24 protein-coding genes are annotated in these 25,620 nt (G+C 63.3%); 14 read left to right on the top strand and 10 right to left on the bottom strand.

Going from position 1 to position 25,620, the window contains the following annotated elements:
- Positions 1-21 precede the first annotated feature (21 nt).
- The gene (locus tag NG898_RS14740; protein ID WP_252693016.1) at positions 22-981 is read right to left on the bottom strand and encodes a sugar ABC transporter substrate-binding protein; all 960 of its coding nucleotides are present in this window, start codon (positions 979-981) and stop codon (positions 22-24) included.
- Between the two features lie 423 nt (positions 982-1,404).
- Between NG898_RS14740 and iscR the strand changes: the two genes are divergently transcribed.
- The 9 genes from iscR (at position 1,405) to iscX (ending at position 7,438) form a co-directional block, all read left to right on the top strand.
- A complete protein-coding gene (gene iscR / locus NG898_RS14735) occupies positions 1,405-1,998 on the top strand; it encodes a Fe-S cluster assembly transcriptional regulator IscR (RefSeq protein ID WP_252693014.1) in 594 nt (197 codons plus the stop codon).
- A 74-nt stretch (positions 1,999-2,072) separates the two neighbouring features.
- A complete protein-coding gene (locus NG898_RS14730; protein ID WP_092971601.1) occupies positions 2,073-3,290 on the top strand; it encodes an IscS subfamily cysteine desulfurase in 1,218 nt (405 codons plus the stop codon).
- Positions 3,291-3,349: 59 nt separating this feature from the next.
- Complete coding sequence (gene iscU / locus NG898_RS14725; protein ID WP_004635709.1) at positions 3,350-3,751, top strand: Fe-S cluster assembly scaffold IscU; 402 nt, start codon at positions 3,350-3,352, stop codon at positions 3,749-3,751.
- 26 nt (positions 3,752-3,777) lie between these two features.
- Positions 3,778-4,098: an iron-sulfur cluster assembly protein IscA gene (gene iscA, locus NG898_RS14720; protein WP_024976135.1), complete on the top strand. Its 321-nt coding sequence runs from the start codon at positions 3,778-3,780 to the stop codon at positions 4,096-4,098.
- A gap of 10 nt (positions 4,099-4,108) precedes the next feature.
- The gene (locus tag NG898_RS14715) at positions 4,109-4,309 is read left to right on the top strand and encodes a DUF3565 domain-containing protein (protein WP_252693012.1); all 201 of its coding nucleotides are present in this window, start codon (positions 4,109-4,111) and stop codon (positions 4,307-4,309) included.
- Between the two features lie 44 nt (positions 4,310-4,353).
- Entirely contained in the window at positions 4,354-4,893 is a 540-nt protein-coding gene (gene hscB / locus NG898_RS14710) for a Fe-S protein assembly co-chaperone HscB (protein WP_252693010.1), read from the top strand.
- Positions 4,894-4,962: 69 nt separating this feature from the next.
- Positions 4,963-6,828 (top strand): Fe-S protein assembly chaperone HscA, encoded by a 1,866-nt coding sequence (hscA, locus tag NG898_RS14705; RefSeq protein ID WP_252693009.1) that lies wholly within the window; start codon positions 4,963-4,965, stop codon positions 6,826-6,828.
- A gap of 45 nt (positions 6,829-6,873) precedes the next feature.
- Entirely contained in the window at positions 6,874-7,212 is a 339-nt protein-coding gene (gene fdx, locus NG898_RS14700; RefSeq protein WP_092971597.1) for an ISC system 2Fe-2S type ferredoxin, read from the top strand.
- A 31-nt stretch (positions 7,213-7,243) separates the two neighbouring features.
- Positions 7,244-7,438: a Fe-S cluster assembly protein IscX gene (gene iscX / locus NG898_RS14695; RefSeq protein WP_009238557.1), complete on the top strand. Its 195-nt coding sequence runs from the start codon at positions 7,244-7,246 to the stop codon at positions 7,436-7,438.
- Between the two features lie 80 nt (positions 7,439-7,518).
- Here iscX and NG898_RS14690 read toward each other — a convergent pair whose 3' ends face one another.
- The 4 genes from NG898_RS14690 to prfB form a co-directional block, all read right to left on the bottom strand.
- Positions 7,519-8,262 (bottom strand): glycine zipper 2TM domain-containing protein, encoded by a 744-nt coding sequence (locus NG898_RS14690; RefSeq protein WP_252693007.1) that lies wholly within the window; start codon positions 8,260-8,262, stop codon positions 7,519-7,521.
- Positions 8,263-8,529: 267 nt separating this feature from the next.
- Positions 8,530-10,074 carry a lysine--tRNA ligase gene (gene lysS, locus NG898_RS14685; protein ID WP_252693005.1) on the bottom strand — a complete coding sequence of 515 codons (1,545 nt, stop codon included), beginning with the start codon at positions 10,072-10,074 and terminating at the stop codon, positions 8,530-8,532.
- A 24-nt stretch (positions 10,075-10,098) separates the two neighbouring features.
- Complete coding sequence (locus tag NG898_RS14680; protein WP_252693003.1) at positions 10,099-10,839, bottom strand: SDR family oxidoreductase; 741 nt, start codon at positions 10,837-10,839, stop codon at positions 10,099-10,101.
- 25 nt (positions 10,840-10,864) lie between these two features.
- Positions 10,865-11,969 (bottom strand): peptide chain release factor 2 gene (gene prfB, locus NG898_RS14675; RefSeq protein ID WP_139219361.1). Its coding sequence is split into 2 segments (ribosomal slippage): positions 10,865-11,887 and positions 11,889-11,969, totalling 1,104 coding nucleotides; the frame shifts between segments, so codons are not numbered across the junction.
- A gap of 180 nt (positions 11,970-12,149) precedes the next feature.
- Here prfB and pncB point away from each other — a divergent pair.
- From pncB to NG898_RS14650, 5 genes are all read left to right on the top strand, one after another.
- Positions 12,150-13,319, top strand: a complete 1,170-nt coding sequence (gene pncB, locus NG898_RS14670) for a nicotinate phosphoribosyltransferase (protein ID WP_092971594.1) — start codon at positions 12,150-12,152, stop codon at positions 13,317-13,319.
- Positions 13,320-13,408: 89 nt separating this feature from the next.
- Entirely contained in the window at positions 13,409-14,128 is a 720-nt protein-coding gene (locus tag NG898_RS14665; RefSeq protein WP_252693001.1) for a LutC/YkgG family protein, read from the top strand.
- A 141-nt stretch (positions 14,129-14,269) separates the two neighbouring features.
- A complete protein-coding gene (locus NG898_RS14660; protein ID WP_252693000.1) occupies positions 14,270-15,679 on the top strand; it encodes a sodium:proton antiporter in 1,410 nt (469 codons plus the stop codon).
- 19 nt (positions 15,680-15,698) lie between these two features.
- Positions 15,699-16,700: a 2-hydroxyacid dehydrogenase gene (locus NG898_RS14655; RefSeq protein ID WP_252692997.1), complete on the top strand. Its 1,002-nt coding sequence runs from the start codon at positions 15,699-15,701 to the stop codon at positions 16,698-16,700.
- Positions 16,701-16,712: 12 nt separating this feature from the next.
- A complete protein-coding gene (locus NG898_RS14650) occupies positions 16,713-18,197 on the top strand; it encodes a DNA recombination protein RmuC (RefSeq protein WP_252692995.1) in 1,485 nt (494 codons plus the stop codon).
- Between the two features lie 69 nt (positions 18,198-18,266).
- Here the strand turns inward: NG898_RS14650 and NG898_RS14645 are convergent, their stop codons facing one another.
- The 5 genes from NG898_RS14645 to NG898_RS14625 all read right to left on the bottom strand — a co-directional run bounded on the left by NG898_RS14645 (position 18,267) and on the right by NG898_RS14625 (position 24,947).
- Positions 18,267-18,545, bottom strand: coding sequence for a hypothetical protein (locus NG898_RS14645; protein ID WP_004635681.1), 279 nt, complete (start codon positions 18,543-18,545; stop codon positions 18,267-18,269).
- Between the two features lie 151 nt (positions 18,546-18,696).
- On the bottom strand, positions 18,697-19,977 hold the full coding sequence (gene moeA / locus NG898_RS14640; protein ID WP_252692994.1) for a molybdopterin molybdotransferase MoeA: 1,281 nt from the start codon (positions 19,975-19,977) through the stop codon (positions 18,697-18,699).
- A gap of 33 nt (positions 19,978-20,010) precedes the next feature.
- Positions 20,011-20,625 (bottom strand): molybdenum cofactor guanylyltransferase MobA, encoded by a 615-nt coding sequence (gene mobA / locus NG898_RS14635; RefSeq protein ID WP_252692992.1) that lies wholly within the window; start codon positions 20,623-20,625, stop codon positions 20,011-20,013.
- Between the two features lie 20 nt (positions 20,626-20,645).
- Entirely contained in the window at positions 20,646-21,767 is a 1,122-nt protein-coding gene (gene moaA / locus NG898_RS14630) for a GTP 3',8-cyclase MoaA (RefSeq protein WP_252692990.1), read from the bottom strand.
- Positions 21,768-21,950: 183 nt separating this feature from the next.
- Positions 21,951-24,947 carry an Rne/Rng family ribonuclease gene (locus tag NG898_RS14625; protein WP_252692988.1) on the bottom strand — a complete coding sequence of 999 codons (2,997 nt, stop codon included), beginning with the start codon at positions 24,945-24,947 and terminating at the stop codon, positions 21,951-21,953.
- Positions 24,948-25,620: the final 673 nt, after the last annotated feature.

Raw genomic sequence — 25,620 nt, 5'->3', positions numbered from 1 at the left:
GCGGCTTGCCGGTCTGTGGCGTTACGTGCGCGTGACGAGGTTGACCGGTGTCTCGACGACACCCGACAGCTTCGCCTGCGGCGTCTTGGCGGCCAGCGCCTTCAGGGCGGTCTCGATGCCGTAGACGGCTTGCTGATCGGCGTGTTGATCAGCAGTGGCTACGACACGCCCATCCGCCAGCATGGCTTTGATGGCGTCGATGTTGTCGTAGCCGCCAATCAGCACCTTGCCCAGCTTGCCTGCCGCGCGCACTGCCGACACAGCGCCGATGGCCATGTTGTCGTTGCCGCACAGCAGCGCCTTCAGGTCAGGCTCCGAGCGCAGCATGGCGGCTGCCACCTTGTTGCCCTTATCGATTTCCCATTCGCCCGATTGCACCCCGGCGATCTTCAGCTTGGCGGCTTCGGCCGCATCCTTGAAGCCGGCGGTGCGCTGCTGGGCGTTTGTCGTGGTCGGAATGCCTTCGATAATGCCCACGGCATCGCCCGGCTTAAGCGACTTGGCAACGAAGTCGCCCACGAGTCGCGCACCCTTGCGGTTGTCCGGCCCCACGAAAGGCACATTGAGCCCTTTCTCTTTTAGCGCCGCCGGGTCTAGCCGGTTGTCGATGTTGATGACGAGAATGCCCGCGTCCACCGCTTTCTTGACGACCGGTACCAACGCCTTGGAGTCGGCTGGCGCCAGCACCAGCGCATCCACACGCGCGACGATCATCTGCTCGACCAGGCGGATCTGGCCGGCGGTGTCGGTTTCGTCGCGAATGCCGTTGGTCAGCAGCGAGTACTCCGATGCGTGGTCCTTCTGATGCTTGCGGGCGCCGTTCTCCATGGTCAGGAAGAACTCGTTGGCGAGCGACTTCATGACCAGCGCCACTTTGGGCGGCCGATTGGCCGCGTACGCCAGCGAAAACGGGAAGGGCAGAGCAGCAGCTACGGCAGAGCCCGCGCCAAGTTGCAGGGCGCGGCGACGGCGGATATCCATGGTGTCTCCTCCAGGAAGAGGCCTATCTGGGCGGGTGGGATGCGGGCGTCGTTGCCGCTTCATGCCGTAAGGCATTCCTAAGGGCAATCGCGCCTCGCTCTTCGCAAACGTTTGCGTATCTGACAGTCTCGGCTACCGCGTAACAGAAGTCAATCAAATTGCGCTTTTCACCGCATAAGGAAAAACCCGCAGTGACGGCGCCTTCGCGACGGCCCGGCAAGTTGCGTTGCGGGAGTGGTGTGATAGCCCTATCGAACGTGGTTGATTGTTTTAGTCCACAATACGGCCTGCCGCGTGGCCATCCCGGTTTTCGGGCTCTGCAAATCCCCTTGCTGCGACGCGGAATCCCCCGACACCTTAGTTGACCGATTTTGTCGGGTTCCTTTATACTTGAGCAAAACGATCAGGTATTTCCCCGACGCCATGAGATTGACCACCAAAGGCCGCTTCGCGGTCACCGCCATGATTGACTTGGCGCTGCGCCAAGAGCAGGGTCCGGTCACGCTGGCTGGCATCAGCCAGCGTCAGAAGATTTCGCTGTCGTATCTGGAGCAGCTGTTCGGCAAACTGCGCCGCCACGAAATCGTGGAAAGCGTGCGCGGTCCGGGCGGCGGCTACAGCCTCGCACGCCGTGCCGACGACGTCACCGTTGCCGACATCATCATCGCCGTGGATGAGCCGCTGGACGCCACCCAATGTGGCGGCAAGGGCAACTGCGGCGGCGAAGAGCATGTCGGCGGTCACACGGGCCGCTGCATGACGCACGACCTGTGGGCCACGCTCAATCAGAAGATGGTCGAGTATCTCGATTCGGTGTCGCTGCAGAATCTGGTCGATCAGCAACGCGAACGTCAGCCCGAAGTGATCCAGGACATGCGTGAAGCGCGTCCGGCTCGCCGCGAACGCGCACCGGCACGCGCCCGTACCGTTGATGCGCCGGCCGCGACGTCAGTGGCTGCCGAGCCCGTCAAGCGCGCGCCGCTGGTCAACTCCGTTTTCAGTCTGGCGCAGGCGTGATTGCGCCGGCGTGAGGCCGGCCACGACGCCAGCCCCACACAAGAACATCGCCCCCCACACAAGGCAGACAAGATATGAGCACCCCGCATCTTCCCATCTACATGGACTATTCCGCGACGACGCCGGTGGATCCGCGCGTGGTCGACAAGATGATCCCGTACCTGCGCGAGAGCTTTGGCAATCCTGCCTCGCGCAGCCACCCGTTTGGTTGGGAAGCCGAAAAGGCGGTCGAGACCGCGCGCGAGCAGGTTGCCGCGCTGGTGAATGCCGACCCGCGTGAAATCGTCTGGACGTCCGGCGCCACCGAATCCGACAACCTGGCGATCAAGGGCGCTGCCAACTTCTACAGCAGCAAGGGCAAGCACATCATCACCGTTAAGACCGAGCACAAAGCTGTGCTGGACACGACGCGTGAGCTGGAGCGCCAGGGCTTCGAGGTGACGTATCTGGACGTGAAGGACAATGGCCTGATCGATATCGAAGTTTTCAAGCAAGCCATCCGCCCCGACACCATTCTTGCGTCGGTGATGATGGTGAACAACGAAATCGGCGTGGTTCAGGACATCGAGCAGTTGGGCGAGATCTGCCGCGAAAAGGGCGTGATCTTCCACGTGGATGCCGCGCAGGCCACGGGAAAGGTGGGCATCGACCTGCAGAAGCTGAAGGTCGACCTGATGTCGTTCTCGGCCCACAAGACGTATGGGCCGAAGGGCATCGGCGCGCTGTATGTGCGTCGCAAGCCGCGTATCCGCATCGAAGCGCAGATGCACGGCGGTGGCCACGAGCGCGGCATGCGTTCGGGCACGCTTGCGACGCACCAGATTGTGGGCATGGGCGAGGCCTTCCGCATCGCCAAGGAAGAAATGGCGACCGAGAACGAGCGCATCCGCATGCTGCGTGATCGCCTGTATCGCGGCCTGAACACGATGGAAGAGGTGTATGTGAACGGCGATATGGAAGCCCGTGTACCGCACAACCTCAACATCAGCTTCAACTTTGTCGAAGGCGAGTCGCTGATCATGGCCATCAAGGACGTTGCCGTGTCGTCGGGCTCGGCCTGTACGTCGGCCTCGCTGGAACCTTCGTACGTGCTGCGTGCGCTTGGCCGCAACGACGAACTGGCGCACAGCTCGATCCGCTTCACGGTCGGCCGCTTCACCACGGAAGAAGAAGTGGACTACGTGGTCGAACTGCTCAAGAACAAGATCGGCAAGCTGCGCGACCTGTCTCCGCTATGGGAGATGTACAAGGACGGCGTGGATCTGAACAGCATTCAATGGGCGGCGCACTAAGCGCGGCGTTTGAGAACAACGGCGCCCCCGCGCCAGCCAACGATTGAAAGAGGTGTGAAATGTCTTACAGCAACCAAGTTCTGGACCATTACGAAAACCCGCGCAACGTCGGTTCGTTCGAGAAGGGCGACGACACGGTCGGTACCGGCATGGTCGGCGCGCCGGCTTGCGGCGACGTGATGAAGCTGCAGATCAAGGTCAACGAGCAGGGCGTGATCGAAGACGCCAAGTTCAAGACCTACGGCTGCGGCTCGGCCATCGCTTCGTCGTCGCTGGTGACGGAATGGGTGAAGGGCAAGACGCTGGATCAGGCGCTGGAAATCCGCAACACGGCCATCGCTGAAGAGCTGGCCTTGCCGCCGGTGAAGATCCATTGCTCGATCCTGGCCGAAGACGCCATCAAGGCGGCCGTGGCCGACTACAAGGAAAAGCACGGCTCGGCCGAGCAGAAGGCTGCTTGAGCCGGTTTGGATAGAAAGGACGCAGCATGATCACCCTGACCGACAAGGCCGCGCAGCACGTTTCCCGCTACCTCACCCGCCGTGGCAAAGGCGTGGGCTTGCGCGTGGGCGTGAAGACCACGGGCTGCTCGGGCCTGGCATACAAGCTCGAATATGCAGATGAGATTGCCGCCGAAGACGAGGTCTTCGAATCCAACGGCGTCAAGGTGATCGTCGATCCGAAGAGCTTGCCGTACATCGACGGTACCGAATTGGACTACGCACGCGAAGGCCTGAACGAAGGGTTCCGCTTCAACAACCCGAACGTGAAGGACGAGTGCGGCTGCGGCGAGTCGTTCCGCGTTTGAGCGGGGCACATTGAAGCAGGCGATTGTTGGTTTCGAGCGGGATGAGGAGGGCCACTGGGTCGCCCGTCTCGCTTGCGGACACGGGCAGCACATGCGCCACGATCCGCCTTGGCAGTTGCGGCTCTGGACAGAAACCGAAGCCGGGCGCGCCAGCAAGATCGGCGTGGTTGTGGAGTGCCTGAAGTGCGATCGGGGTGAACCGGTCGAATAAGGAACACGAAGGAACACGAGGCGGCGCGGCCGCTTTTTTTATTCATGAATTCCGGTTTGTCCGCACACACGACGCATTTTTCCCTCTTCGGTCTGCCCGAGCACTTCGAGGTCGACGACGACGCTCTGAACGCTGCCTATCGCACCGTGCAGTCGCAGGCGCATCCCGATCGTTATGCCCATGCGGGCGACGCCGAACGCCGCGTCGCCATGCAATGGGCCACGCGCGCCAACGAGGCGTATCAGACGCTGCGTGATCCGCTCAAACGGGCGACGTATCTATTGCACCTGCGTGGTATTGACGTGCAGGCGGAGAACAACACGGCTATGCCGCCCGCGTTCCTGATGCAGCAAATGGAGTGGCGCGAAACGCTTGGCGACGCCAAGGCCGGGCGCGATGTGGATGCGCTGGACGATTTGCTGACCATGCTGCGCAAGGAAAAACGTGCGCGTTATCAGGCACTGTCCGGCCTGCTCGGCGGCGATGGCAACACCGCGGCGGCGGCCGATGCCGTGCGCCAATTGATGTTCATCGAAAAGATCGAACGCGACACCGCCGAGTCCATCGACCGGCTGGACGACTAGAACCCAGAATTTGCGACAATGTTGGGTTTGCCCCGGCAGGCAGCCCATCCGCGCAATCGAGACATCCCCATGGCTTTACTGCAGATTTCCGAACCTGGCGAATCGCCCGCACCGCACCAGCGCCGTCTGGCGGTCGGCATCGACCTGGGCACGACCAACTCGCTGGTGGCCTCCGTGCGCAGCAGCGTGCCGGAAGTGCTGCCTGATGATCAGGGCCGCCCGCTGCTGCCCTCCGTGGTGCGCTATCTGGCGACGGGCGGCGCGCATATTGGCTATAAGGCTCAGGCCGAAGCCGTGCGTGACCCGAAGAACACCATCATCTCGGTCAAGCGTTTCATGGGGCGCGGCCTGAAGGACGTCGCTCACATTGAGAACACGCCGTACGACTTTGTCGACGCGCCCGGCATGGTCCAACTGAAGACCGTAGCCGGCGTGAAGAGCCCGGTGGAAGTGTCGGCGGAGATTCTCGCCACGCTGCGCCAACGTGCCGAAGATACGCTCGGCGACGAACTCGTCGGCGCCGTCATCACCGTCCCGGCGTACTTTGACGATGCACAGCGCCAAGCCACCAAGGACGCCGCCAAGCTGGCCGGTCTGAACGTGCTGCGCCTGCTGAACGAGCCGACCGCCGCCGCCATCGCCTACGGCCTGGACAACGCCGCCGAAGGCATTTACGCCGTCTATGACTTGGGCGGCGGTACGTTCGACATCTCGGTGCTCAAGCTCACCAAGGGCGTGTTCGAGGTGATGTCGACGGGCGGTGACTCCGCGCTCGGCGGTGACGATTTCGACCAGCGCGTCGTGTGCTGGATCGTCGAGCAAGCCGGCCTGCAACCGCTCTCGGCCGAAGACACACGTCTGCTGCTGAACAAGGCACGCGCCGCCAAGGAATGGCTCTCCACCGCCGACAGCACCGAGATTGACGCGATGCTCTCCACCGGCGAGACCGTGCATCTCGTGTTGACCGCCGAAACCTTTGCCGAACTGACCGCCAATCTCGTGCAGAAGACGCTGTCGCCGGTGCGCCGCGCGTTGCGCGATGCGGGCGTGACGGTCGAAGAAGTGAAGGGCGTTGTGCTGGTTGGTGGTGCGACGCGCATGCCGATCATCCGCCGTGCCGTTGGCCAACTGTTTGGCCAGACGCCGCTCACGAATCTCGATCCCGACCAGGTGGTCGCCATTGGTGCGGCCATGCAGGCCAACCTGCTGGCCGGTAACCGTGCGCCGGGTGAAGACTGGCTGCTGCTCGACGTGATCCCGCTGTCGCTGGGCGTCGAGACGATGGGCGGCCTGGTCGAGAAGATCATCCCGCGTAACAGCACGATTCCCGTCGCGCGCGCGCAGGAATTCACCACGTTCAAAGACGGCCAGACGGCCATGGCGATCCACGTGCTGCAGGGCGAGCGCGAACTGGCGAGCGATTGCCGATCGCTGGCGCGTTTCGAGTTGCGCGGCATCCCGCCGATGGTGGCCGGCGCCGCACGCATTCGCGTGACGTATCAGGTGGACGCTGATGGTTTGCTGTCCGTGTCGGCACGCGAAACGGTGTCGGGCGTGGAAGCGGCGATTGCTGTGAAACCGTCGTACGGTCTGGGCGATGACGATGTCGCCCGCATGCTGAAGGAAGGCTTTCAATCCGCCGAAGACGACATGCGCCGTCGTGCGCTGGCGGAAGAGCGGGTTGAAGGCGAGCGCTTGCTTGAGGCGCTGTCGCAGGCGCTGGCGGCCGATGGCGATCTGCTATCGCCGGAGGAGCGCGCCGCCATCGACACCGAAATTGCCGCGCTGCGCGCCACCATGCAGGGCGAAGACCACCGCGCCATCAAGGACGCCGTGGATGCCCTGTCGCACGGCACTGACGAATTCGCCGCGCGCCGTATGGATCGCGGCATCCGGAAGGCGCTTGCCGGCAAACGTATCGAGGAGCTCGGCTGATCGCCGATCGCATCCCCCACATCACACTTATCGAACGAGTTTTTCATGCCACAAATCGTCGTCCTTCCTCACGTCGAATACTGCCCGGAAGGGGCCGTGATCGAAGCCAAGTCCGGCACGACCATCTGCGATGCGCTGCTGGGGGCCGACATCGAGATCGAGCACGCCTGCGAGAAGTCGTGTGCTTGCACGACCTGCCACGTGATCGTGCGCGAAGGCTTCAATTCGCTGGATGAGGCGAGCGAGAAGGAAGAAGATTTGCTCGATAAGGCTTGGGGCCTGGAGCCGAACTCGCGCCTATCGTGCCAGGCCAAGGTGGCGGATACCGACTTGACCGTCGAGATTCCGAAATACACGATCAACCACGCCAAGGAAAACCACTGAGCCGAGCGGCCAGCGGAGGAGGGAGCCCATCATGAAATGGAACGACATCCAGCAGATCGCGGAAGCGCTGTACGACAAGTACCCCGACGTCGATCCGACGCGGCTGAACTTTGTCGACCTGCATAACAAGGTTGTCACGCTGGAAGGCTTTGACGACGACCATAAGCGTGGCGGCGAGAAGTTTCTCGAGGCCATCCAGCAAGCCTGGATCGACGAAGCGGAATAAGCACGTAGCGCTAAAACGCGTACGCATAAAAAAACCGGCCCCGAAGGCCGGTTTTTCTTTGGTGCGAAGGCGATGCCGGGTTAGCCAGCCACCAGCGTACCGTTCTCGATATGCACGCGCTCGCCTGCCTGGAAGCCCGGCGCAGCTTTGTACGTGAAGCTACGGTTTGTACCGTTGTCCATGCGCACGTTCACGCGGTATTGGGTGTCGCGGCTGTAGTAGTTCTCCGCCACATGGCCACCATAACCGCCTGCCACCGCGCCGCCGACTGTCGCCAGCGTACGGCCATTGCCGCGGCCAATCTGGTTACCGAGCAACCCGCCCACCACGGCGCCACCGATCATGCCGAGGCCCGTTTCCTTGCCTTGCGTGGTAATCGGGGTGACTGACGTCACATGGCCGGCATACGGGCTGGCCGACTGGCGCGGCTGTGTTTGCGCATAGCTCGGGCTGGGCGACGGTGCACGTTCAGCGTACGACGGCTCTCGGGCGCGCGCCGGAGCGGGCGCCACGTTTTGTGCCGGATACGGAGCGGCCTGATTCGGCTGCGTTGTCTGGCCCGGCGCAGCCAGCGCCATCGGGGCCGAAGCGCCCGGCATTGCCGCGGCTGATTGCGCAGCCACATTCGGATCAGTGCTGCCCTGCGTAGCCTTCGAAGTCGGCAGCACGCCGGTGATGGCGGCCACTGCGGTCAGGCTGGCGATGATCACCGCCACAGCTGCCGTCGTCATCAGCGGATGCATGCGTCGTGGCGACGACGGGACTTGACCCGGCGACGTGCCACCATATTGCTGACCTTGGTTCGGTTGGATGTTGTTGTTCATCTTCGTTCTCCTGCGGCCCGTGATTGGTTCGGGGTTCGGCCTTCGATGATCACAGTGTGGTCCATCGCCCAAACGGATGCCGTTTTAATTTGTAAGCATCTGTACTTCAATTTTTCTATTGAAAATCAATGGGTTGGCAAGATTTGATGCAGATTGTCAAAACGGGGCGATGTTACAAATAGCGGGGTAGGCGCAGGATTTGCGCCCGCGCGGGCAATAAAAAAACGCTCCCGAAGGAGCGTTTTTTGAGGTGGAGGACCGAGCCGATCAGTCTTCGCGGCGCAGGTGCGGGAAAAGGATCACGTCGCGGATATTCGGGCTGTCCGTCAGCAGCATCACCAGACGGTCGATGCCGATGCCGCAGCCGCCGGTCGGAGGCATGCCGTATTCCAACGCGCGGATGTAGTCGGCGTCATAGAACATGGCTTCCTCGTCGCCGGCGTCTTTCTGTTCGACCTGCTTGCGGAAGCGCTCAGCTTGGTCTTCCGGATCATTCAGCTCGGAGAAGCCGTTGGCGATTTCGCGGCCGGTGATGAACAGCTCGAAGCGCTCGGTGATGCCGGGCAGCGTGTCGGAGCCACGTGCCAGCGGCGACACTTCGACCGGGTAGTCGATGATGAACGTCGGCTCCCACAGTTGCGACTCGGCGGTTTCTTCAAACAGCACAAGCTGCAGGGTACCCACGCCGGCGTTCAGGAATTGCGGCGCGTTGGTGTCGATCTTGAACTTCTTCAGCTCGGCGCGGAGGAAGTCGACATCCGCCAGTTGCGCGTCGGTGTATTGCGGCGCGTACTTCTGGATTGCCTGGCAGATGGTCAGGCGATGGAACGGCTTGGCCAGATCCAACTCGCGGCCCTGGTAAGTGAGCGTGGCGGTGGCCGAGGCGTCGATGGCGGCTTGGCGGATCAACTGTTCGGTGAAATCCATCAGCCAGCGGTAGTCCGTGTAGGCCGCGTAGAACTCCATCATCGTGAACTCGGGATTGTGTCGCGGCGACACGCCCTCGTTACGGAAATTGCGATTGATTTCGTACACGCGCTCGAAACCGCCCACGATCAGGCGCTTGAGATACAGCTCTGGCGCGATGCGCAGGAACATCTGCATGTCCAGCGCGTTGTGGTGCGTGATGAACGGCTTGGCTGCCGCGCCGCCCGGAATCGGATGCAGCATCGGCGTCTCGACTTCCATGAAACCGTTGCCGGCCATGAAGTTGCGCAGCGAAGCCATGGCCTTGGTGCGGGCGCGGAATGTGTCGCGCGTTTCCTTCGAGACGATCAGATCGACGTAGCGCTGGCGGTACTTCTGTTCCTGGTCGGCCAGACCGTAGTAATCACCCGGCAGCGGGCGCAGGCTCTTCGAGAGCAGGCGCAGTTCCGTCACAGCCACCGACAGTTCGCCGGTCTTCGTCTTCATCAGCGTGCCGCGTGCGGCCACGATATCGCCCAAGTCCCACTTCTTGAAGCTGGCGTAGACGTCTTCGCCGACGGCGTCGCGGCTGATATAGAACTGGATGCGGTCGGTGGCGTCCTGCACGGTGGCAAAGCTGGCCTTGCCCATCACGCGCTTGAGCATCATGCGGCCAGCAACGGCCACCTGCACTGGTTCGGCTTCCAGAGCAGCCTGCTCCAGCTCGCGGTATTTCGCTTGCAGATCACCGGCATGGTGCGTCGGGCGAAAATCATTGGGGAACGCGACGCCTTGCTGGCGGATCTCTGCCAGTTTCTCGCGGCGCTCGGCGATGATCTTGTTGTCGTCCTGCGCCGGCACGGCGGCCGCGGTATTCGATTCGGCCGGGTTGTTCTGTTCGGTCATGATGGTGATGAGAGGAATGTCGGTTCAGGCGATGTTGCGCAGGTCGTCCAGCTCGGTCGCACCAAAGTCGGGGCGGACGAGGTAGGCGGCGATGCGCGCGGCGGCGTCTTGCGGCGAGACCAGCTCGCCATGCGCATGCAGATCGCGGAAGCGCTGCACGCCAGCAAAGTCGGCGCCACGGATGGTGCGTTGCATGTCGGTGTCGATGACGCCCGGGGCCAGCGCCACGGCGCGCACGCTGGCGTCGCCATCGGCGTTGATGGCGCGCACGAACATGTCCAGCCCCGCCTTGCCGGTGCAATACGCGGCCCAGCCGGCGATCGGCCGGCGTGCCGCGCCCGACGAGATCGCCAGCACGCGGCGCTGCGCGTTCCACCCGGAGGTGCCGCGCAGCAGGGCAGCGGTCAGCGCCATCGGGCCGGCCAGGTTCAGTTGCAGGTGCGGCAGCAGCGTATCGGCGCGCAATGTGTCGATGGTGCCGATCGGCTCGACCGCGCCGGCGTTGAGCACCAGCGTCACGTTGGCAAAAGCGGGCAGGGCGGCAAGCGTCTTGGTCATCCAGGCCTCAGTGGCATGCGCGTCGGACAGGTCGACCTGGTGCCAGTCGAGCGTCACGCCGGCGGCGGCCGCCTGCGCGCGCAATTCAGCGTTATCGCCGCGTGCCACGCAGATGAGGCGGCGACCGGGCTGCATCAGCGCCTGGGCCAGCGCGGCGCCCAGGCCGCGCGAGGCACCGGTCAGGATGAACAGGGACGTGTCAGACATGGCAGTCGCTCTGGTTTGGCTCGGATCAGACGCCCTGCTTCAGGCTGGCCTGAATAAACGGGTCGAGGTCGCCGTCCAGCACCTTCTGCGTGTTGGAGATTTCCACGTTGGTGCGCAGATCCTTGATGCGGCTTTGGTCCAGCACATACGAGCGGATCTGATGGCCCCAGCCCACGTCCGTCTTCGCCGCTTCCTGTGCGTCGGCAGCAGCCTGACGTTTGCGCAGCTCGTGCTCGTACAGGCGCGACTTCAGCATCGTCATCGCCTCGGCGCGGTTGCGGTGCTGCGAGCGGTCGTTCTGGCACTGCACGACGATGCCGGTCGGGATGTGCGTGATCCGCACGGCCGAATCCGTCTTGTTGATGTGCTGACCGCCCGCGCCCGAAGCGCGGTACGTATCGACACGCAGATCGGCCGGGTTGACCTCGATCTCGATCGAATCATCGACTTCCGGATACACGAAGATCGACGAGAACGACGTGTGGCGCCCGCCTGCCGAGTCGAACGGCGACTTGCGCACCAGGCGGTGCACGCCCGTTTCGGTGCGCAGGAAGCCAAAGGCGTATTCGCCCTCGACCTTGATCGATGCGCTCTTGATGCCGGCCACGTCGCCTTCGGACTCTTCCAGCACTTCGGTCTTGAAGCCCTTGCGCTCGCAGTACTTCAGGTACTGGCGCAGCAGCATCGACGCCCAGTCGCACGCTTCGGTGCCGCCGGCGCCAGCCTGGATGTCGATAAAGCAGTTGGCTGCATCCATCGGGCCGGAGAACATGCGGCGGAATTCCATGTCTTCGACAATGGCGCGCATGCCCGCGGTGTCAGCCTCGATGGCTTCGATGGTGTCGTCGTCGCCCTCTTCGCGGGCCAGCTCGAACAGCTCGGCGCCGCCGGTGAGGTCTTCGTCGAGCTTGGTCAGCGCCAGCACGACGGTTTCAAGCGACTTCTTCTCGCGGCCCAGTTCCTGGGCGCGTTTGGGATCGTTCCAGACCTCGGGGTTTTCGAGTTCTTTATCGACTTCAACTAGACGTTCAGATTTGACGTCGTAGTCAAAGATACCTCCGAAGGTCGTCGGCGCGTGACTTCAGGTCGGCCAACGTGTTCTGGACGGCATTGAGGCGTTCTGCTTCCATGGTGCAAAAATCCGGTCGGAAACCGGAAATTATAGCGGAATCAAGGGGTTTCCCGTCCGGTTGGAACCCCAAAACGGCCATTTTCCGGGCCGTGTACCGGGATTTGTGTGACTGCCGCAGGCGTGCCGCGGGGCTTCGGTTAGCATGACGGCCAGTTCATATGGCTTTTGGCGCCGTCCGATGATCATCCGCTCGCTGCTCGATACCGATCTGTACAAATTCACGATGATGCAGGTGGTGCTGCATCACTTTCCTGGCGCGCACGTCGAATACCGGTTCAAGTGCCGCAACGCGGGCGTCGATCTGGTGCCGTTCATTGACGAGATTCGCGCGGAAATCCGCCATCTCTGCACCCTGCGCTTTACCGATGCGGAGCTCGATTACCTGCGCGGGATGCGCTTCATCAAGAGCGATTTCGTCGATTTTCTCGGCCTGTTCCATCTCAACGAGAAGTACATCGACGTGCGTCAGGCGCCCAGCAACGATGGGCAGATCGAGATCGTCATCGCGGGGCCGTGGCTGCACACGATCATGTTCGAGGTGCCGGTGCTGGCCATCGTCAACGAGGTGTTCTTCAGCCGGACGCAGACGCACCCGCAGTGGGAGGAGGGCAAACGCCGCCTGACCGACAAGCTGGCGTCGCTGAAGCGCCCCGGCCTTGAAGACTGCCGCATTGCCGATTACGGCACCCGCCGCCGCTTCTCGCACACCTGGCACGAGCATGTGCTGCTGGAGACGTGTGCGCAGCTCGGCGCCCAGTACGCGGGCACCAGCAACGTCTACTTCGCCATGAAGCACGGCATGACGCCGCTTGGCACCATGGCGCACGAGTACCTGCAAGCCTGTCAGGCACTCGGTCCGCGCCTGCGCGATTCCCAGACCTTTGCGCTGGAAACCTGGGCCAAGGAATATCGCGGCGATCTCGGTATCGCACTGTCGGATACCTACGGCTTCGACGCCTTCCTGCGCGACTTCGACATGTTTTTCTGCAAGCTCTTCGATGGCGTTCGACACGATTCTGGCGACCCGTTCGAGTGGGGCGAGCGCATGCTCAAGCATTACGAGGACATGCGCGCCGAGCCGAAGTCCAAGGCGCTGATCTTCTCCGACAGTCTCGACATGCCCAAGGTCATCGGTCTGTATGAGCGTTTCCACGGCCGCTGCAAGCTGGCCTTTGGCGTGGGAACCAACCTGACCAACGACCTGGGCTATACGCCGCTTCAGATCGTCATCAAGATGGTCCGCTGCAACGGCCAGCCGGTGGCCAAACTGTCGGATGCACCGGAGAAGACCATGTGCGACGATCCGGCCTACCTCACGTATCTGAAGCAAGTGTTCGGCGTGCAATAAGGCTCACGCCAGCGCCGAATAAGTTTCAACGGCGTTGGCCGATCGCGCCCAAAGCGGCTCGTATAATCGACCGATCTTTCGGAGCCGCCATGGAATCACAACCGGACACCCCCGTCGACCCGCTCGACACCAGCCGTGCACGCGATGCCATCTTTGCGCGCATCCGCAATGCGCAGCATCGTCCCGCGAAACCGACGCAGGGTGAGCGCGACGCCGTGGCGGATTACCTCGCGCGGCATCCCGCCGGCCCGCGTCCGCCAGTGCCCGAGGATCTCGCCGCGTATTTCGCCGAGCAGGCTCTGAAGATGGCTTCCACGCTGGATACGGTGGACGCGCTATCCGACGTGCCGGGCGCTGTGGCCCGCTACTTGGCCGGCCTTAGCCTTAAGCCGCAGGCGGTGGCCTGGACGACGTTGCAATCCCTCGACTGGACGGCCGCCGGCATCGATATCCAATTCCGTCCGCCTGTCCGTGAAGCGCAAGCCGATCAGGAACACGGCGATCTCGTCGGCATTACGGGTTGCTTCTGTGCGATTGCCGAGACGGGCTCGCTGATGCTGCTGTCGGGGCCGGAGAATGTCGCCTCCACGGCGCTGCTGCCCGAGACGCATATCGCCGTGGTGCCGCAGTCGCGCATCGTCGCCAATCTGGAAGACGCCTATACGCTGATGCGTGCGGAGCGGGGCGAGCTGCCGCGCGCCACCAACGTCATCAGCGGGCCTTCGCGCACGGGCGATATCGAGCAAACCATCGTGCTCGGCGCACATGGGCCGTATCGCGTACACGTGATCGTGGTGACGGCTGCCTGAGGCAACGTTCGGGGGCGCCTTGCCCCATCAAACCTCTGTGGATGTTTAGGGTCGATAGACCTCGGGCGTTTACACTGGCGTCTTTGTTTGTGTGGCGCAGCTGCGTTTGCGGTGTGCGCTCGCGGTTAGGAGAACGCCTACGTGAAACGCCTCTGGCCCCTTGTCTTCCTGTTTGTCTGTGGCCTGGCGCGCGCCGCTGATGTAAGCGGTGCTGAGTTGCACCTGTTATGGGGTGTGCCGTTTGCGGGCATCCTGCTCTCGATTGCAATTGCGCCGCTCGTCGTGCCCAAGCTATGGCACGACCATTACGGCAAGATCGCGGCGGCGTGGGCGTTGGCGCTTCTGGTGCCGTTCGGGATCGTGTTCGGTTCTGACGCGGCCATCGCTTCCGTCAATCACGCCGCCCTTGCTGAGTACATTCCCTTCATCGCGCTGATCGCCGCTTTGTACGTTGTCGCAGGCGGCATCTGCATTCGCGGCAACCTGCACGGCACCCCAAAGCTCAATACCGGCTTGATCGCACTTGGCACGGCTCTGGCCAGCATCATGGGCACGACCGGCGCAGCCATGCTGCTGATCCGGCCATTGCTGCGCGCCAACGAAGCGCGCCGGCATCGCGCACACGTCGTCGTGTTCTTCATCTTTCTGGTAGCCAACGCCGGCGGAGCGCTTACGCCGCTGGGCGATCCGCCGCTATTCCTCGGCTTCCTGCAGGGCGTTGATTTCTTCTGGACCACGCAACATCTGTGGCGGCAGACGCTCACAATGTGGGTGCTGCTGCTGGCGATCTTCTTCGTCATTGATAGCTATCTCTATCACACGGGCAAGGAAGAGCTGCCCAACATCACCGACGCCACGCCGGATGATGCAGGCCCGCTACGCTTCGAGGGCAACGTCAACTTTGTGCTGCTGGCAGGCATTCTCGGCCTCGTGCTGATGAGCGGGCTGTGGAAGCCCGGCATCGTCTTCTACGTGATGGGCACGGAGGTGCTGCTGCAGAACGTAGTGCGCGACATCGGGCTTGTCGTCATCGCGCTGCTGTCGCTGTGGCTCACGCCCCGTAGCGCGCGCGCCGGCAACGAGTTCAACTGGGAGCCCATTCTGGAAGTCGCCAAGCTCTTCGCCGGCATCTTTATCACGATCGGGCCGGTGATCGCCATGCTCAAGGCCGGCGTGGACGGCCCTTTCGCAGGCATCGTCCATCTCGTCAATGACAGCGCGGGCCAGCCGAACAACGCGATGTACTTCTGGGCGACGGGGTTGCTGTCGTCGTTCCTCGACAATGCGCCGACGTATCTGGTGTTCTTCAACACCGCAGGCGGTGACGCGCGCATGCTGATGAGCGAGGGTGCCTCCACACTGGCCGCCATTTCCGCTGCAGCCGTGTTCATGGGCGCCAACACTTACATTGGCAACGCGCCCAACCTGATGGTCAAGGCCATCGCCGAAAGCCGTGGCCTGCAGATGCCGAGCTTCTTTGGCTACATGCTGTGGTCCGTTTGCATTCTCGTGCCGATTTTCGTTCTGATGACCTTCGTCTTCTTCCGCTAACCGAACGTGTGCTGAACGTATGAAACCCGGAATCCTTGTCACCCGCGCGATGTTTCCCGAAGTGCTTGAGCGCTTGCGCGAGACCTTCGACGTGATCGACAACCAGGCGGACGTCGTTTATCCGCCCGAAGCGCTGGCCGAGCGTCTGCAGGGTCGCGTGGGCCTGCTGTCCAACGCCGCCGACACCATCAACGCCGATCTGATCAGCCGCGTGCCGACGCTGCGCGCGGTATGCAACATGGCCGTCGGCTACAACAACTTTGACCTCGCAGCGATGACGCGCGCGGGCATCCTGGCTACCAACACGCCCGACATCCTGACCGAGACCACCGCCGACTTCGGCTGGGCTCTGCTGATGGCCGCCGCTCGCCGTGTGTCCGAATCCGAACGCTGGCTACGCGAGGGGCATTGGAAGCGCTGGACTTACGACGCCTTCCTCGGCGCCGAGGTATATGGCAGCACGCTGGGCATTCTTGGCATGGGCCGCATTGGCCAGGCGCTGGCGCGGCGTGCAAGCGGCTTCTCGATGCGCGTGATCTATCACAACCGCAGCCGGCTTTCGCCTGAACTCGAACAGGACACGCGCGCCACGTATGTCAGCAAGGAGGATTTGTTGAAGCAGGCAGATCATCTCGTGCTGGTGCTGCCGTATTCCAAGGAAAGCCACCACGCCATTGGCGCCGCTGAACTGGCACAGATGAAGCCGACGGCTACGCTGGTCAACCTCGCGCGCGGCGGCATCGTGGATGACGCAGCGTTGGCGCTGGCACTGGCGGACAAGCGCATCTTCGCGGCCGGCCTGGATGTGTACGAGGGCGAGCCGAAGGTGCATCCGGCGTTGCTCGCGGCCGAGCACGTTGCGCTCACGCCGCACATTGCCAGTGCCACCGTTGGCACGCGCCTGGGCATGGCGAATCTGGCGGCCGATAACCTGATTGCTGCACTGGGCTTCGGCCCGCACGCGGGGCAGCCGCCCAACTTGTTGAACCCAGACGCGCTCACGCAGCGCGTCTCCTCCTGACCGAACGCTGATATGGACTGGCTGGCTTTACTGACGTTGCTGGGCGTAGCCGTGGTGGCTGTGCTCTGTGTGTTGATCTGGCGTGGCGTGTCTCGCCCGGCGGAGAACGATGTGTCGCCGATGCTCGCGGCGCTGCAAGATGCGCTCATGCGGGAACTCACGCGCGGCAACGAACGCATCGAGCGCGAACTGCGCGGCGAAATTGCTGAAACCGCCCGCATCGGCCGCAGCGACGTCACCCAGCAACTGGGGCAATTCCAGCAGGTGCTGGCGACACAGCTCACCAGCGTTGCCACGCTGCAGAACAACCAGATCGACACGTTTGCGCAGCAGCTCACCAAACTGACTGAGACGAACACGCAGCAGCTCGAAGCCGTGCGCCAAAACCTGCAGCAGCAAGCCCAGCAGGCACGCGAAGAGCAGGGCAACGCGCTGCGCCGCTTTGGCGAGACGATGCAGCAGCAGCTCTCCCAATTGGGTGAGGGCAACGAGCGCCGCCTGGCTGAGGTGCGCGCCACGCTGGAACAGAAGCTCAAGGACATCGAAGCGAACAACGCGACCAAGCTCGACGAGATGCGCCGCACCGTCGACGAAAAGCTGCACGCCACGCTGGAGCAGCGGCTGGGCGAATCGTTCAAGCTGGTGTCGGACCGGCTGGAGCAGGTGCATCGCGGCCTGGGCGAAATGCAGGCGCTAGCCCAGGGCGTGGGCGACCTGAAGAAGGTGCTGACGAACGTAAAGACGCGCGGCACCTGGGGCGAAGTCCAGCTTGAGATGCTGCTGGAGCAGATGCTCACGCCCGAGCAATACGACAAGAACGTCGAAACCGTGCACGGCACCGGCGCGCGCGTGGAATTCGCCATACGCCTGCCCGGCAAAACCGATGCCGATCACGATGCAACGGTCTGGCTGCCGATCGACGCCAAGTTCCCGAAAGAGCAATACGAGCGCCTGCTCGACGCACAGGAACGTGCCGATGCCGACGCCGCTGCTGTCGCCAGCCGCGAGCTGGAAGTCGCGGTGCGTAAAGAGGCGCAAACCATCCACGAGAAGTACATCGCGCCGCCGGCCACGACCGACTTCGCCATCCTTTTCCTGCCGACCGAGGGCCTCTACGCTGAAGTGCTGCGCCGTCCGGGCCTGACGGACGAGTTGCAGCGCAAGTTCCGCGTAACGGTGGCGGGTCCGACCACGCTTACGGCCATCCTCAATAGCCTGCAAATGGGCTTCCGAACGCTGGCGCTGGAAAAGCGCTCCAGCGAAGTCTGGCAAGTGCTCGGAGCCGTGAAGAGCGAGTTCGGAAAATTTGGCGATGTGCTGGCCGCGACCAAGAAAACGCTGGAGCGCGCCGTCAGCAACATCGAGCAGGCCGAGGTGCGGACACGCCAGATGAGCCGCAAGCTCAAGGCGGTGGAGGCGCTGCCGAGCGATTCCGCGCAGAGCGTGCTGGGGCTGGAAACTGCCGTGCCCCAGGACGACGAAACCGAGGCCGAATAGAACGTTGGTATCAGCAAAAGAAAAGGGGCGGATATTTCCGCCCCTTCTTCTTGGACCGCGCAGAAGTGATCAGGCTTCTTCCGGCACGTCGCGCAACAGGATCTCGATACCGCCAAAGCGCTCGGCGACCCAGTTGTAGGCATGGCAGGCCAGCCACAGTGCACCAAAACCAACCAAGGCATTGAGGATCAGGCCGCTGAGCACGACGATCGTCGGCAGTTCACCGTAGCGGACGAAGCCGACGAAGAAGAACAGCCCTACGACCGGCAGCGAGAAACAGAGATACACCAGCACCAGCGCGCGTGCGGTGTGGGCCGGGTGAAGATACGCAATCTCCTTGGTCATCATGGCAGTGCTCAAGCTCAAATCCGAAACAATCAAACTGGCGCAGAGTGTAGCGAATCGACCGATGCGCCGATACCCGCAGCCCGCGGGTGACGCAAAAAACCGACAGCATGCAGTGTTGCAGCCGGCACAAGAGCCGCTGTCGCCACGCCGTTCAGACGAGGCCGTCGAACAGCAGTATCTGCACGGCGTCGCCGGCGTTGACCTGGCCTTGTTCGTGGGCGAGCACGATGAAACAATTTGCTTCACTCATGGAACGCAGGACGCCCGAACCTTGCTGGCCGGTCAGGCGGACTTCAAGCTGGCCGCGATCATTCAGGGCGGCGATTGCGCGTTGATATTCCGTGCGCCCGGGGCGCTTGCGGATCGGGGTAGCGCTTACGGCCGGCACCAGTGGTGCGCCGGCGTCGGTGGCGCCCATCATGCGCAGCAGCGCGCCGCGCACGAAGTGATAGAACGTCACCATCACTGCCACCGGATTGCCCGGCAAGCCAAAAAGGAAAGCGCTGCGGCCATTTGACGCGATGCGCCCGAACGCCATCGGCCGGCCCGGGCGCATGGCGATCTTCCAGAACGTCACGTCGCCGAGTTTGGCCATCATCTGTTTGGTGAAGTCCGCTTCGCCGACGGAGACCCCGCCCGAAGTGATGATCGCATCGGCATTTTCGGCGGCGGTGCGGAACGCGGCTTCGAGCGCTGCCGGGTCATCGCGTACGACGCCCATGTCGAGCAGTTCCACGCCCAGGCGCGAGAGCATGCCGTGGAGCGTGTAGCGGTTGGAGTCGTACACGCAGCCGGCGTCGAGCGGTTCACCAATGGAGCGTAGCTCGTCGCCGGTGGAGAAGAACGCCACGCGCAGCTTGCGGCGCACAGAAACTTCGGCGATGCCAAGCGAGGCGAGCAGGCCGATGTCGGCGGGGCGCAGGGTACGGCCGGCGGACAGCGCGGCGCTGCCTCGCGCGAGGTCTTCACCACGCAGACGACGGTTGTCGCCGGCACGCACCGCATCGCGGGCAAAGCGGACGGTGTCTGCATCGCCTTGCGTGAATTCCTGCGGGATGACCGTATCGCAGCCCGCCGGCATGACGGCACCGGTCATCACGCGCACGGCTTCGCCTGCGCTGGGTGCACCATCAAAAGCGACACCCGCGTACGCCGTGCCGATCACCCGCAAGGAGACTTCGCCTGCATCTCCGGCAAGTTCCGCGCTGGCAAAGGCAAAGCCGTCCATGGCCGAGTTGTCGTGCGCAGGCACGTCGATGGATGACAGCACGTCTTCAGCCAGCACGCGATCAAGCGCGCTGCGGATGGGCACGCGGGCAACGCCGCTTACCGGCTGCACGAAGTCGCGCATGATGGCCTGCGCTTGCGCGACGGGCAGGGCGTTCGGATCGTAATCGGACAGGCACGAAACGACAGAGGCGAGGGTGGTCATGACGTCGATGAGGGATCGGATGGCGTCAGCGCTCTAGCGGCGCTCGGCCAGCTGGCGCAACTCTTCCAGCGTATTGATATTGGCGAAGGCGGTGCTGTCGTCAAACAGCACGTCCACCGTGGGGTGGCGCGCGGTCCAGGTTTCGATCTTGCGGCCGCCGCCTTGCAAATAGGCGATCAGGTCGTCGGCCAGCAACGCATCGATCAGACAGAATACCGGCTGCACTTGCCTGCGCGGTTGACCTTGCGCATCCGGCTCCATCGTCACCGGCATGGCGATGCGCGCGTTGGCCTCGTCCATTGCCTGTGAGAGCTTGGCGGCGAGGTCGGTCGGCACGAACGGCGAATCGCAAGGCGCGGTCAGCAGATAGCGCGTCTGGCATTGCTCCAGCCCGGCCAGGATGCCCGCCAAGGGGCCGGCAAAGTCCGGCACCGAATCCGCCACCACCGGCACGCCAAACGATTCGTACGCGGCGAGGTTGCGATTGGCGTTGACCAGAATGTGGCCGACCTGCGGCGACAGGCGCATCAGCGTGTGCATCGCCATCGGCGCGCCACGAAACGTCTGCAGGCCCTTGTCGACGCCGCCCATGCGGCTGCCCCGGCCGCCGGCCAGGATCAGGCCGGTAATGTCGGATGTCGGAATCATGTTGTTGAACGCTGGCGGGTTCAGCCGCCGATGTAGGACATTTCGATGCGTCGGCCGGCCGGATGGGCCTCGCCGCTGGCACGCAATTCGGAGTAGCGGTCGGCGCGGCCTTGCCAGACCGTGCGGATCGCATTGGAGAGTTCGAGATCGGTCGCGCCGCCGCGCAGTAGCGCGCGCAGGTCGAAACCTTCTGTGGCGAACAGGCAGAGATACAGCTTGCCTTCGGTCGACAGCCGGGCGCGCGTGCAATCGTGGCAGAAGGCCTGCGTCACGCTGGAAATCACACCGATTTCCCCTGTGCCATCGACATAGCGCCAGCGCTCGGCGGTCTCGCCACTGTAGTTGGCCGACACGGGTTCAATCGCAAACTCCGCAGACAGACGCTGGATGACCTCCGCCGAGGGCACGACAGAACGCATTTCCCAATGGTTGGTCGTTCCCACGTCCATGTATTCGATAAAGCGGACGATGATGCCGCTGCCGCGGAAGTGACGCGCCATCGGCACAATCTGGTCGTCATTGTCACCCTTCTTGACGACCATGTTGACCTTGATCGGTGCCAGGCCGACCTTCTGCGCCACTTCAATGCCGTGCAGCACTTCGCTCACCGCGAAATCGACGTCGTTCATGCGGCGGAAAGTCGCATCGTCGATGCCGTCAAGGCTGACGGTCACGCGACTGAGGCCAGCATCCTTAAGCGACTGCGCCTTGCGTGCGAGCAGGGCGCCGTTTGTGGTGAGCGTCAGGTCCAGCGGCTTGCCTTCGGCTGTGGTGAGGCGCGCGAGCATTTCGACCAGGCGTTCGATGTCTTTGCGCAGCAGCGGCTCGCCGCCGGTCAGGCGGATCTTCTCGACGCCGTGCTCGATAAACAACCGGGCCATGCGTTCGATCTCTTCGAACGAGAGCAGCTCGGAATGCCGCAGGAAGCGGTAATCCTTGTCGAACACGTCCTTCGGCATGCAGTAGACGCAGCGGAAGTTGCAGCGGTCCGTCACCGAGATGCGCAGATCGTGCAGCCGGCGACCGCGCGTGTCCTTCAGAGTGCCCTCTGCGGGCAGGAGCACATTGGGGACATTGGGTACCGTGGCGCGATGGTGCTGCCCATCACGCAGATCGTAGAGGGGGATGACGGTTTCGGTCATGGTGTGGTGCGGTGCGTCAATCCGCAAAGCGGGACTGTTGCACTCGATACAACTTCGAGTGTAGCGCAGCCCCCGTTCCGCGCGAGCGGTGGGGTCTCATACTCGATATATCGCGCACAGGAAAAAGGGCGGCCGAAGCCGCCCTCAAGTGTTTGTCCCGGCGGTTACCCGCCGGTGTGCTGCTTACTGCTGGTCTGCACCAGCCGCCGGGCGGTTGGTTTCGACCAAAACCATCGGGCCGTGCTGGACCGGCGGCAGAGGCTTGCGCTCGCGCGGCACGCGCGGTGCCGTAACGGTGCGCGCAGCTTCTTCCTGCGAGGCGCGCAGCTTCTGACCGTCAGTGTGGACCCATGTCATGCCGGCGTTGTCCAGCACGCTCTGCAGCGTCTCGATCGGCAACGGAGAAGCCTTTGCGATCGTGCTGACCGGAGCCGGAACTTCCGCAAAGGCCGTCACGATGGCCTCTTGAGGCGCCTGCGCTTCCGCGGCGGCAGCGGTTGCAAGGGCGGGTTCCGTGGGCTGCACTTGCGGCAGGGCCGACACAGGTGCGACGGCTTCCGCATGCACCGGTTCGTGTACCACGGGAGCCGGGTTCTCAACCGGTGCGAACGATGTCGTCTGCACCGGTTCCGTCACGGTCGCGGGCAGTACCGGCTCGGCATGCATTTCGGCGACGGCTTCGTCTGCGCTTTCAGCGCCTTCGTTTTCGCCTTCACCTTCCGCACGGACGCCTTCCGCGCCCTCGCGGTCGCGGCGATAGCGGTTGCGGCCACGGCGGCCACGGCGGCGGCGCTCTTCACCTTCACCGTTGCCTTCTGCGCCCGGAGTCACGCCTTCGTCCACGACGCCTTCTGCCGGAGCAGCGGTGTCGAGCAGCGGTTGCGGCACTTGCGATGCGGCGGTTTGGTCGATCAGAGCTTCGGTGGCCACGGCTGCGGCTTCCTTGGCTTGTTGGTCGCGCTCGCCACGGCTTTCGCGCGGCTCGCGGTTTTCACGCGGCTCGCGTGGTTCACGACCCTCGCGGGCTTCACGCGGCTGGCGCTCGCGGCGTTCTTGACCACGCTCGCGGCGGCCTTGGCCCTGGTTCTGACCGTCGCCGCGCGCTTCCTGGCCTTGCTGCGGCTGACGGGCTTCTGCCGTCTCGCGAACACCGCCCTCGACCTGGGCCGGTTGACGGTTGCGATCGCGGTTGCCGCGCTGACCGTCACGTTGACCTTCACGCTGGACTTGTTGCTGACCTTCGCGGGCTTCGTTGCGCTCACGGCCCTGGCGGTTGCCGTCACGGCCGTTCTGGCCCTGACCTTGGCGCTCACCACGTTCGCCGCGCTGGCCACGGCCACCACGGTCCTGGCGATTGCCACGGCCTTGGCGGTTGCCTTCTTCAGCACGTTGCTTCGGCGTTTCGACGGGCGCTGCCACCACCGGCTCGGCCGGCTTGGCGCCAAACAGCGATTTCAGCCACGAAACAAAACCACCCTGGGCGGGCACCGGAGCCGGCGCCTGCGGTGCCGGAGCGGCTTCAGTACGAGCCGGACGCTCAGCGCGCGGCACCGACACGGGTGCCGGTTGGTCCGGCGTGATGCCCTTGACGGCGGCTTCCTGGCGCGGCTTGGCAGCTTCCTTGCGGGTGCTGTAGGCGGTGTCGGCTTCCAGTTCCTTGGCGGCCTCTTCGGCCATCTTGTAGCTGGCCTTGTCGTCGTCCAGGCGCGGATCGTCGTGGCGCAAGCGCTCCAGCTTGTAGTGCGGCGTCTCCAGATGCTTGTTCGGGATCAGCAGCACGTTGACCTTGAAGCGCGTCTCGATCAGGTTGATGTCCGGGCGCTTCTCGTTGAGCAGGAACGCAGCCACTTCCACCGGCACCTGGCAGTGGATCGCGGCGGTGTTTTCCTTCATCGCCTCTTCCTGGATGATGCGCAGCACCTGCAGGGCAGAGGATTCGGTATCGCGAATATGGCCCGTGCCGTTACAGCGCGGGCAAGTGACGTGCGAGCCTTCCGACAGCGACGGACGCAGGCGCTGACGCGACAGTTCCATCAGGCCGAAACGGCTGATCTTGCCCATCTGCACGCGGGCGCGGTCATGGCGCAGCGCGTCTTTCAGGCGGGTTTCGACGTCCTTCTGGGCCTTGCTCGACTCCATGTCGATGAAGTCGATCACGATCAGGCCACCGAGGTCACGCAGGCGGAGCTGGCGAGCGATTTCGTCGGCAGCTTCAAGGTTGGTGCGCGCGGCGGTTTCCTCGATGTCGGCGCCCTTGGTGGCGCGTGCCGAGTTCACGTCGATGGCGACCAGCGCCTCGGTGTGGTCGATCACAATGGCGCCGCCCGAGGGCAGCATGACCATGCGCGAGTACGCCGATTCAATCTGGTGTTCGATCTGGAAGCGCGAGAACAGGGGAACGTCGTCGCGGTATTTCTTCACCCGATTCATGTTGTCGGGCATCACCACGCTCATGAAAGCGCGGGCCTGATCGTAGATATCGTCCGTATCGATCAGGATTTCGCCGATATCCGGCTGGAAGTAATCGCGAATCGCGCGGATGACCAGGCTGGATTCGAGATAGATCAGCAGCGGGGCCTTGTTGTCGACGGCGGCGCCATCAACAGCCTTCCACAGCTGCATCAGGTAATTCAGGTCCCACTGCAGCTCTTCAGCCGAGCGGCCGATACCGGCGGTGCGGGCGATGATGCTCATGCCGTCCGGCACTTGCAGTTGCGCCATCGTCTCGCGCAGTTCCTGGCGGTCTTCGCCCTCGATGCGGCGCGACACGCCACCGCCACGCGGGTTGTTCGGCATCAGCACCAGATAGCGACCGGCCAGCGAAATGAACGTGGTCAGGGCTGCGCCCTTGTTGCCGCGCTCTTCCTTTTCAACCTGGACAATCAGCTCTTGGCCTTCAGACAGGGCGTCCTGGATGCGCGCGCCGCGCACGTCCACACCGTCCTTGAAATAGGCGCGGGCGACTTCCTTGAAGGGGAGAAAACCGTGCCGCTCTTCGCCGTAGTTGACGAAGCACGCTTCCAGCGACGGTTCGATGCGGGTGATGACACCCTTGTAGATATTGCCTTTGCGCTGTTCGCGCCCGGCGGTTTCGATGTCGATATCGATCAGTTTCTGACCATCGACAATGGCGACGCGCAGTTCTTCTTGCTGCGTCGCATTGAACAACATGCGTTTCATTGCAACCTCACTCCAATGCCGTGCAAGCACGGCGCTTCATGGAGCACGCAAAGGCGGAGCGGGTGGTCAACGAATTGCCGAGGTGTCGGCCAACAAAAAAGGCGCGACGGGGCACGAGTGAAAGAAATGAGGGCGTCACGGATGGCAGGGCGGAGTCCGCGGACGCGGTTGGCGTCCAGTTGCGCGTCCTGTCACTCGTGCCACGGGCCCGGTGCATTTGCAGGCGGGCCGGCGGCGGCGAGTCGCGTGAAGCGACCACAAAGAGCGAATTGACGGACGGCCTGTCCGGACGAAACCCGCGGCGGGGCGAATCGGGCGGCGTGCTGCTTTTTGGAGTTTTGCCGCCGGACCGCCATGGCAACGCGGTAACCGGATGTTCAGCCGGCCGGCACCAATCTGGTGCGGCAAGGGCTTCTTTCACCAAGCGGGCGCCGTATGGATGACCATGTGGCGCCCGCCTTTGAATTCTGTTCTACCAGCTGCTCGTTCTACGCTGGCCGACGTTGCCGACGTGATCTTTGGTTCACGTCCTGCGCGGTGGGACAGCGGTGCGTGCTGCTTTCGTGCCGATTAGTCGGCCACGTGATTAGCTTTGTAACACAAGTGGGCGAGAGATCGGCGCGTTCCGGACCGAAACGGTGGCTGTGTACAATACCTGTTGTTTCGTTCCGAC

Origin of the sequence: Ralstonia mojiangensis (assembly GCF_023955645.1) — a bacterium.
GTDB lineage: Bacteria > Pseudomonadota > Gammaproteobacteria > Burkholderiales > Burkholderiaceae > Ralstonia > Ralstonia mojiangensis.
The sequence above is the reverse complement of the archived record's forward strand: the minus strand, read 5'-3'. Positions and strand labels throughout refer to the sequence as shown.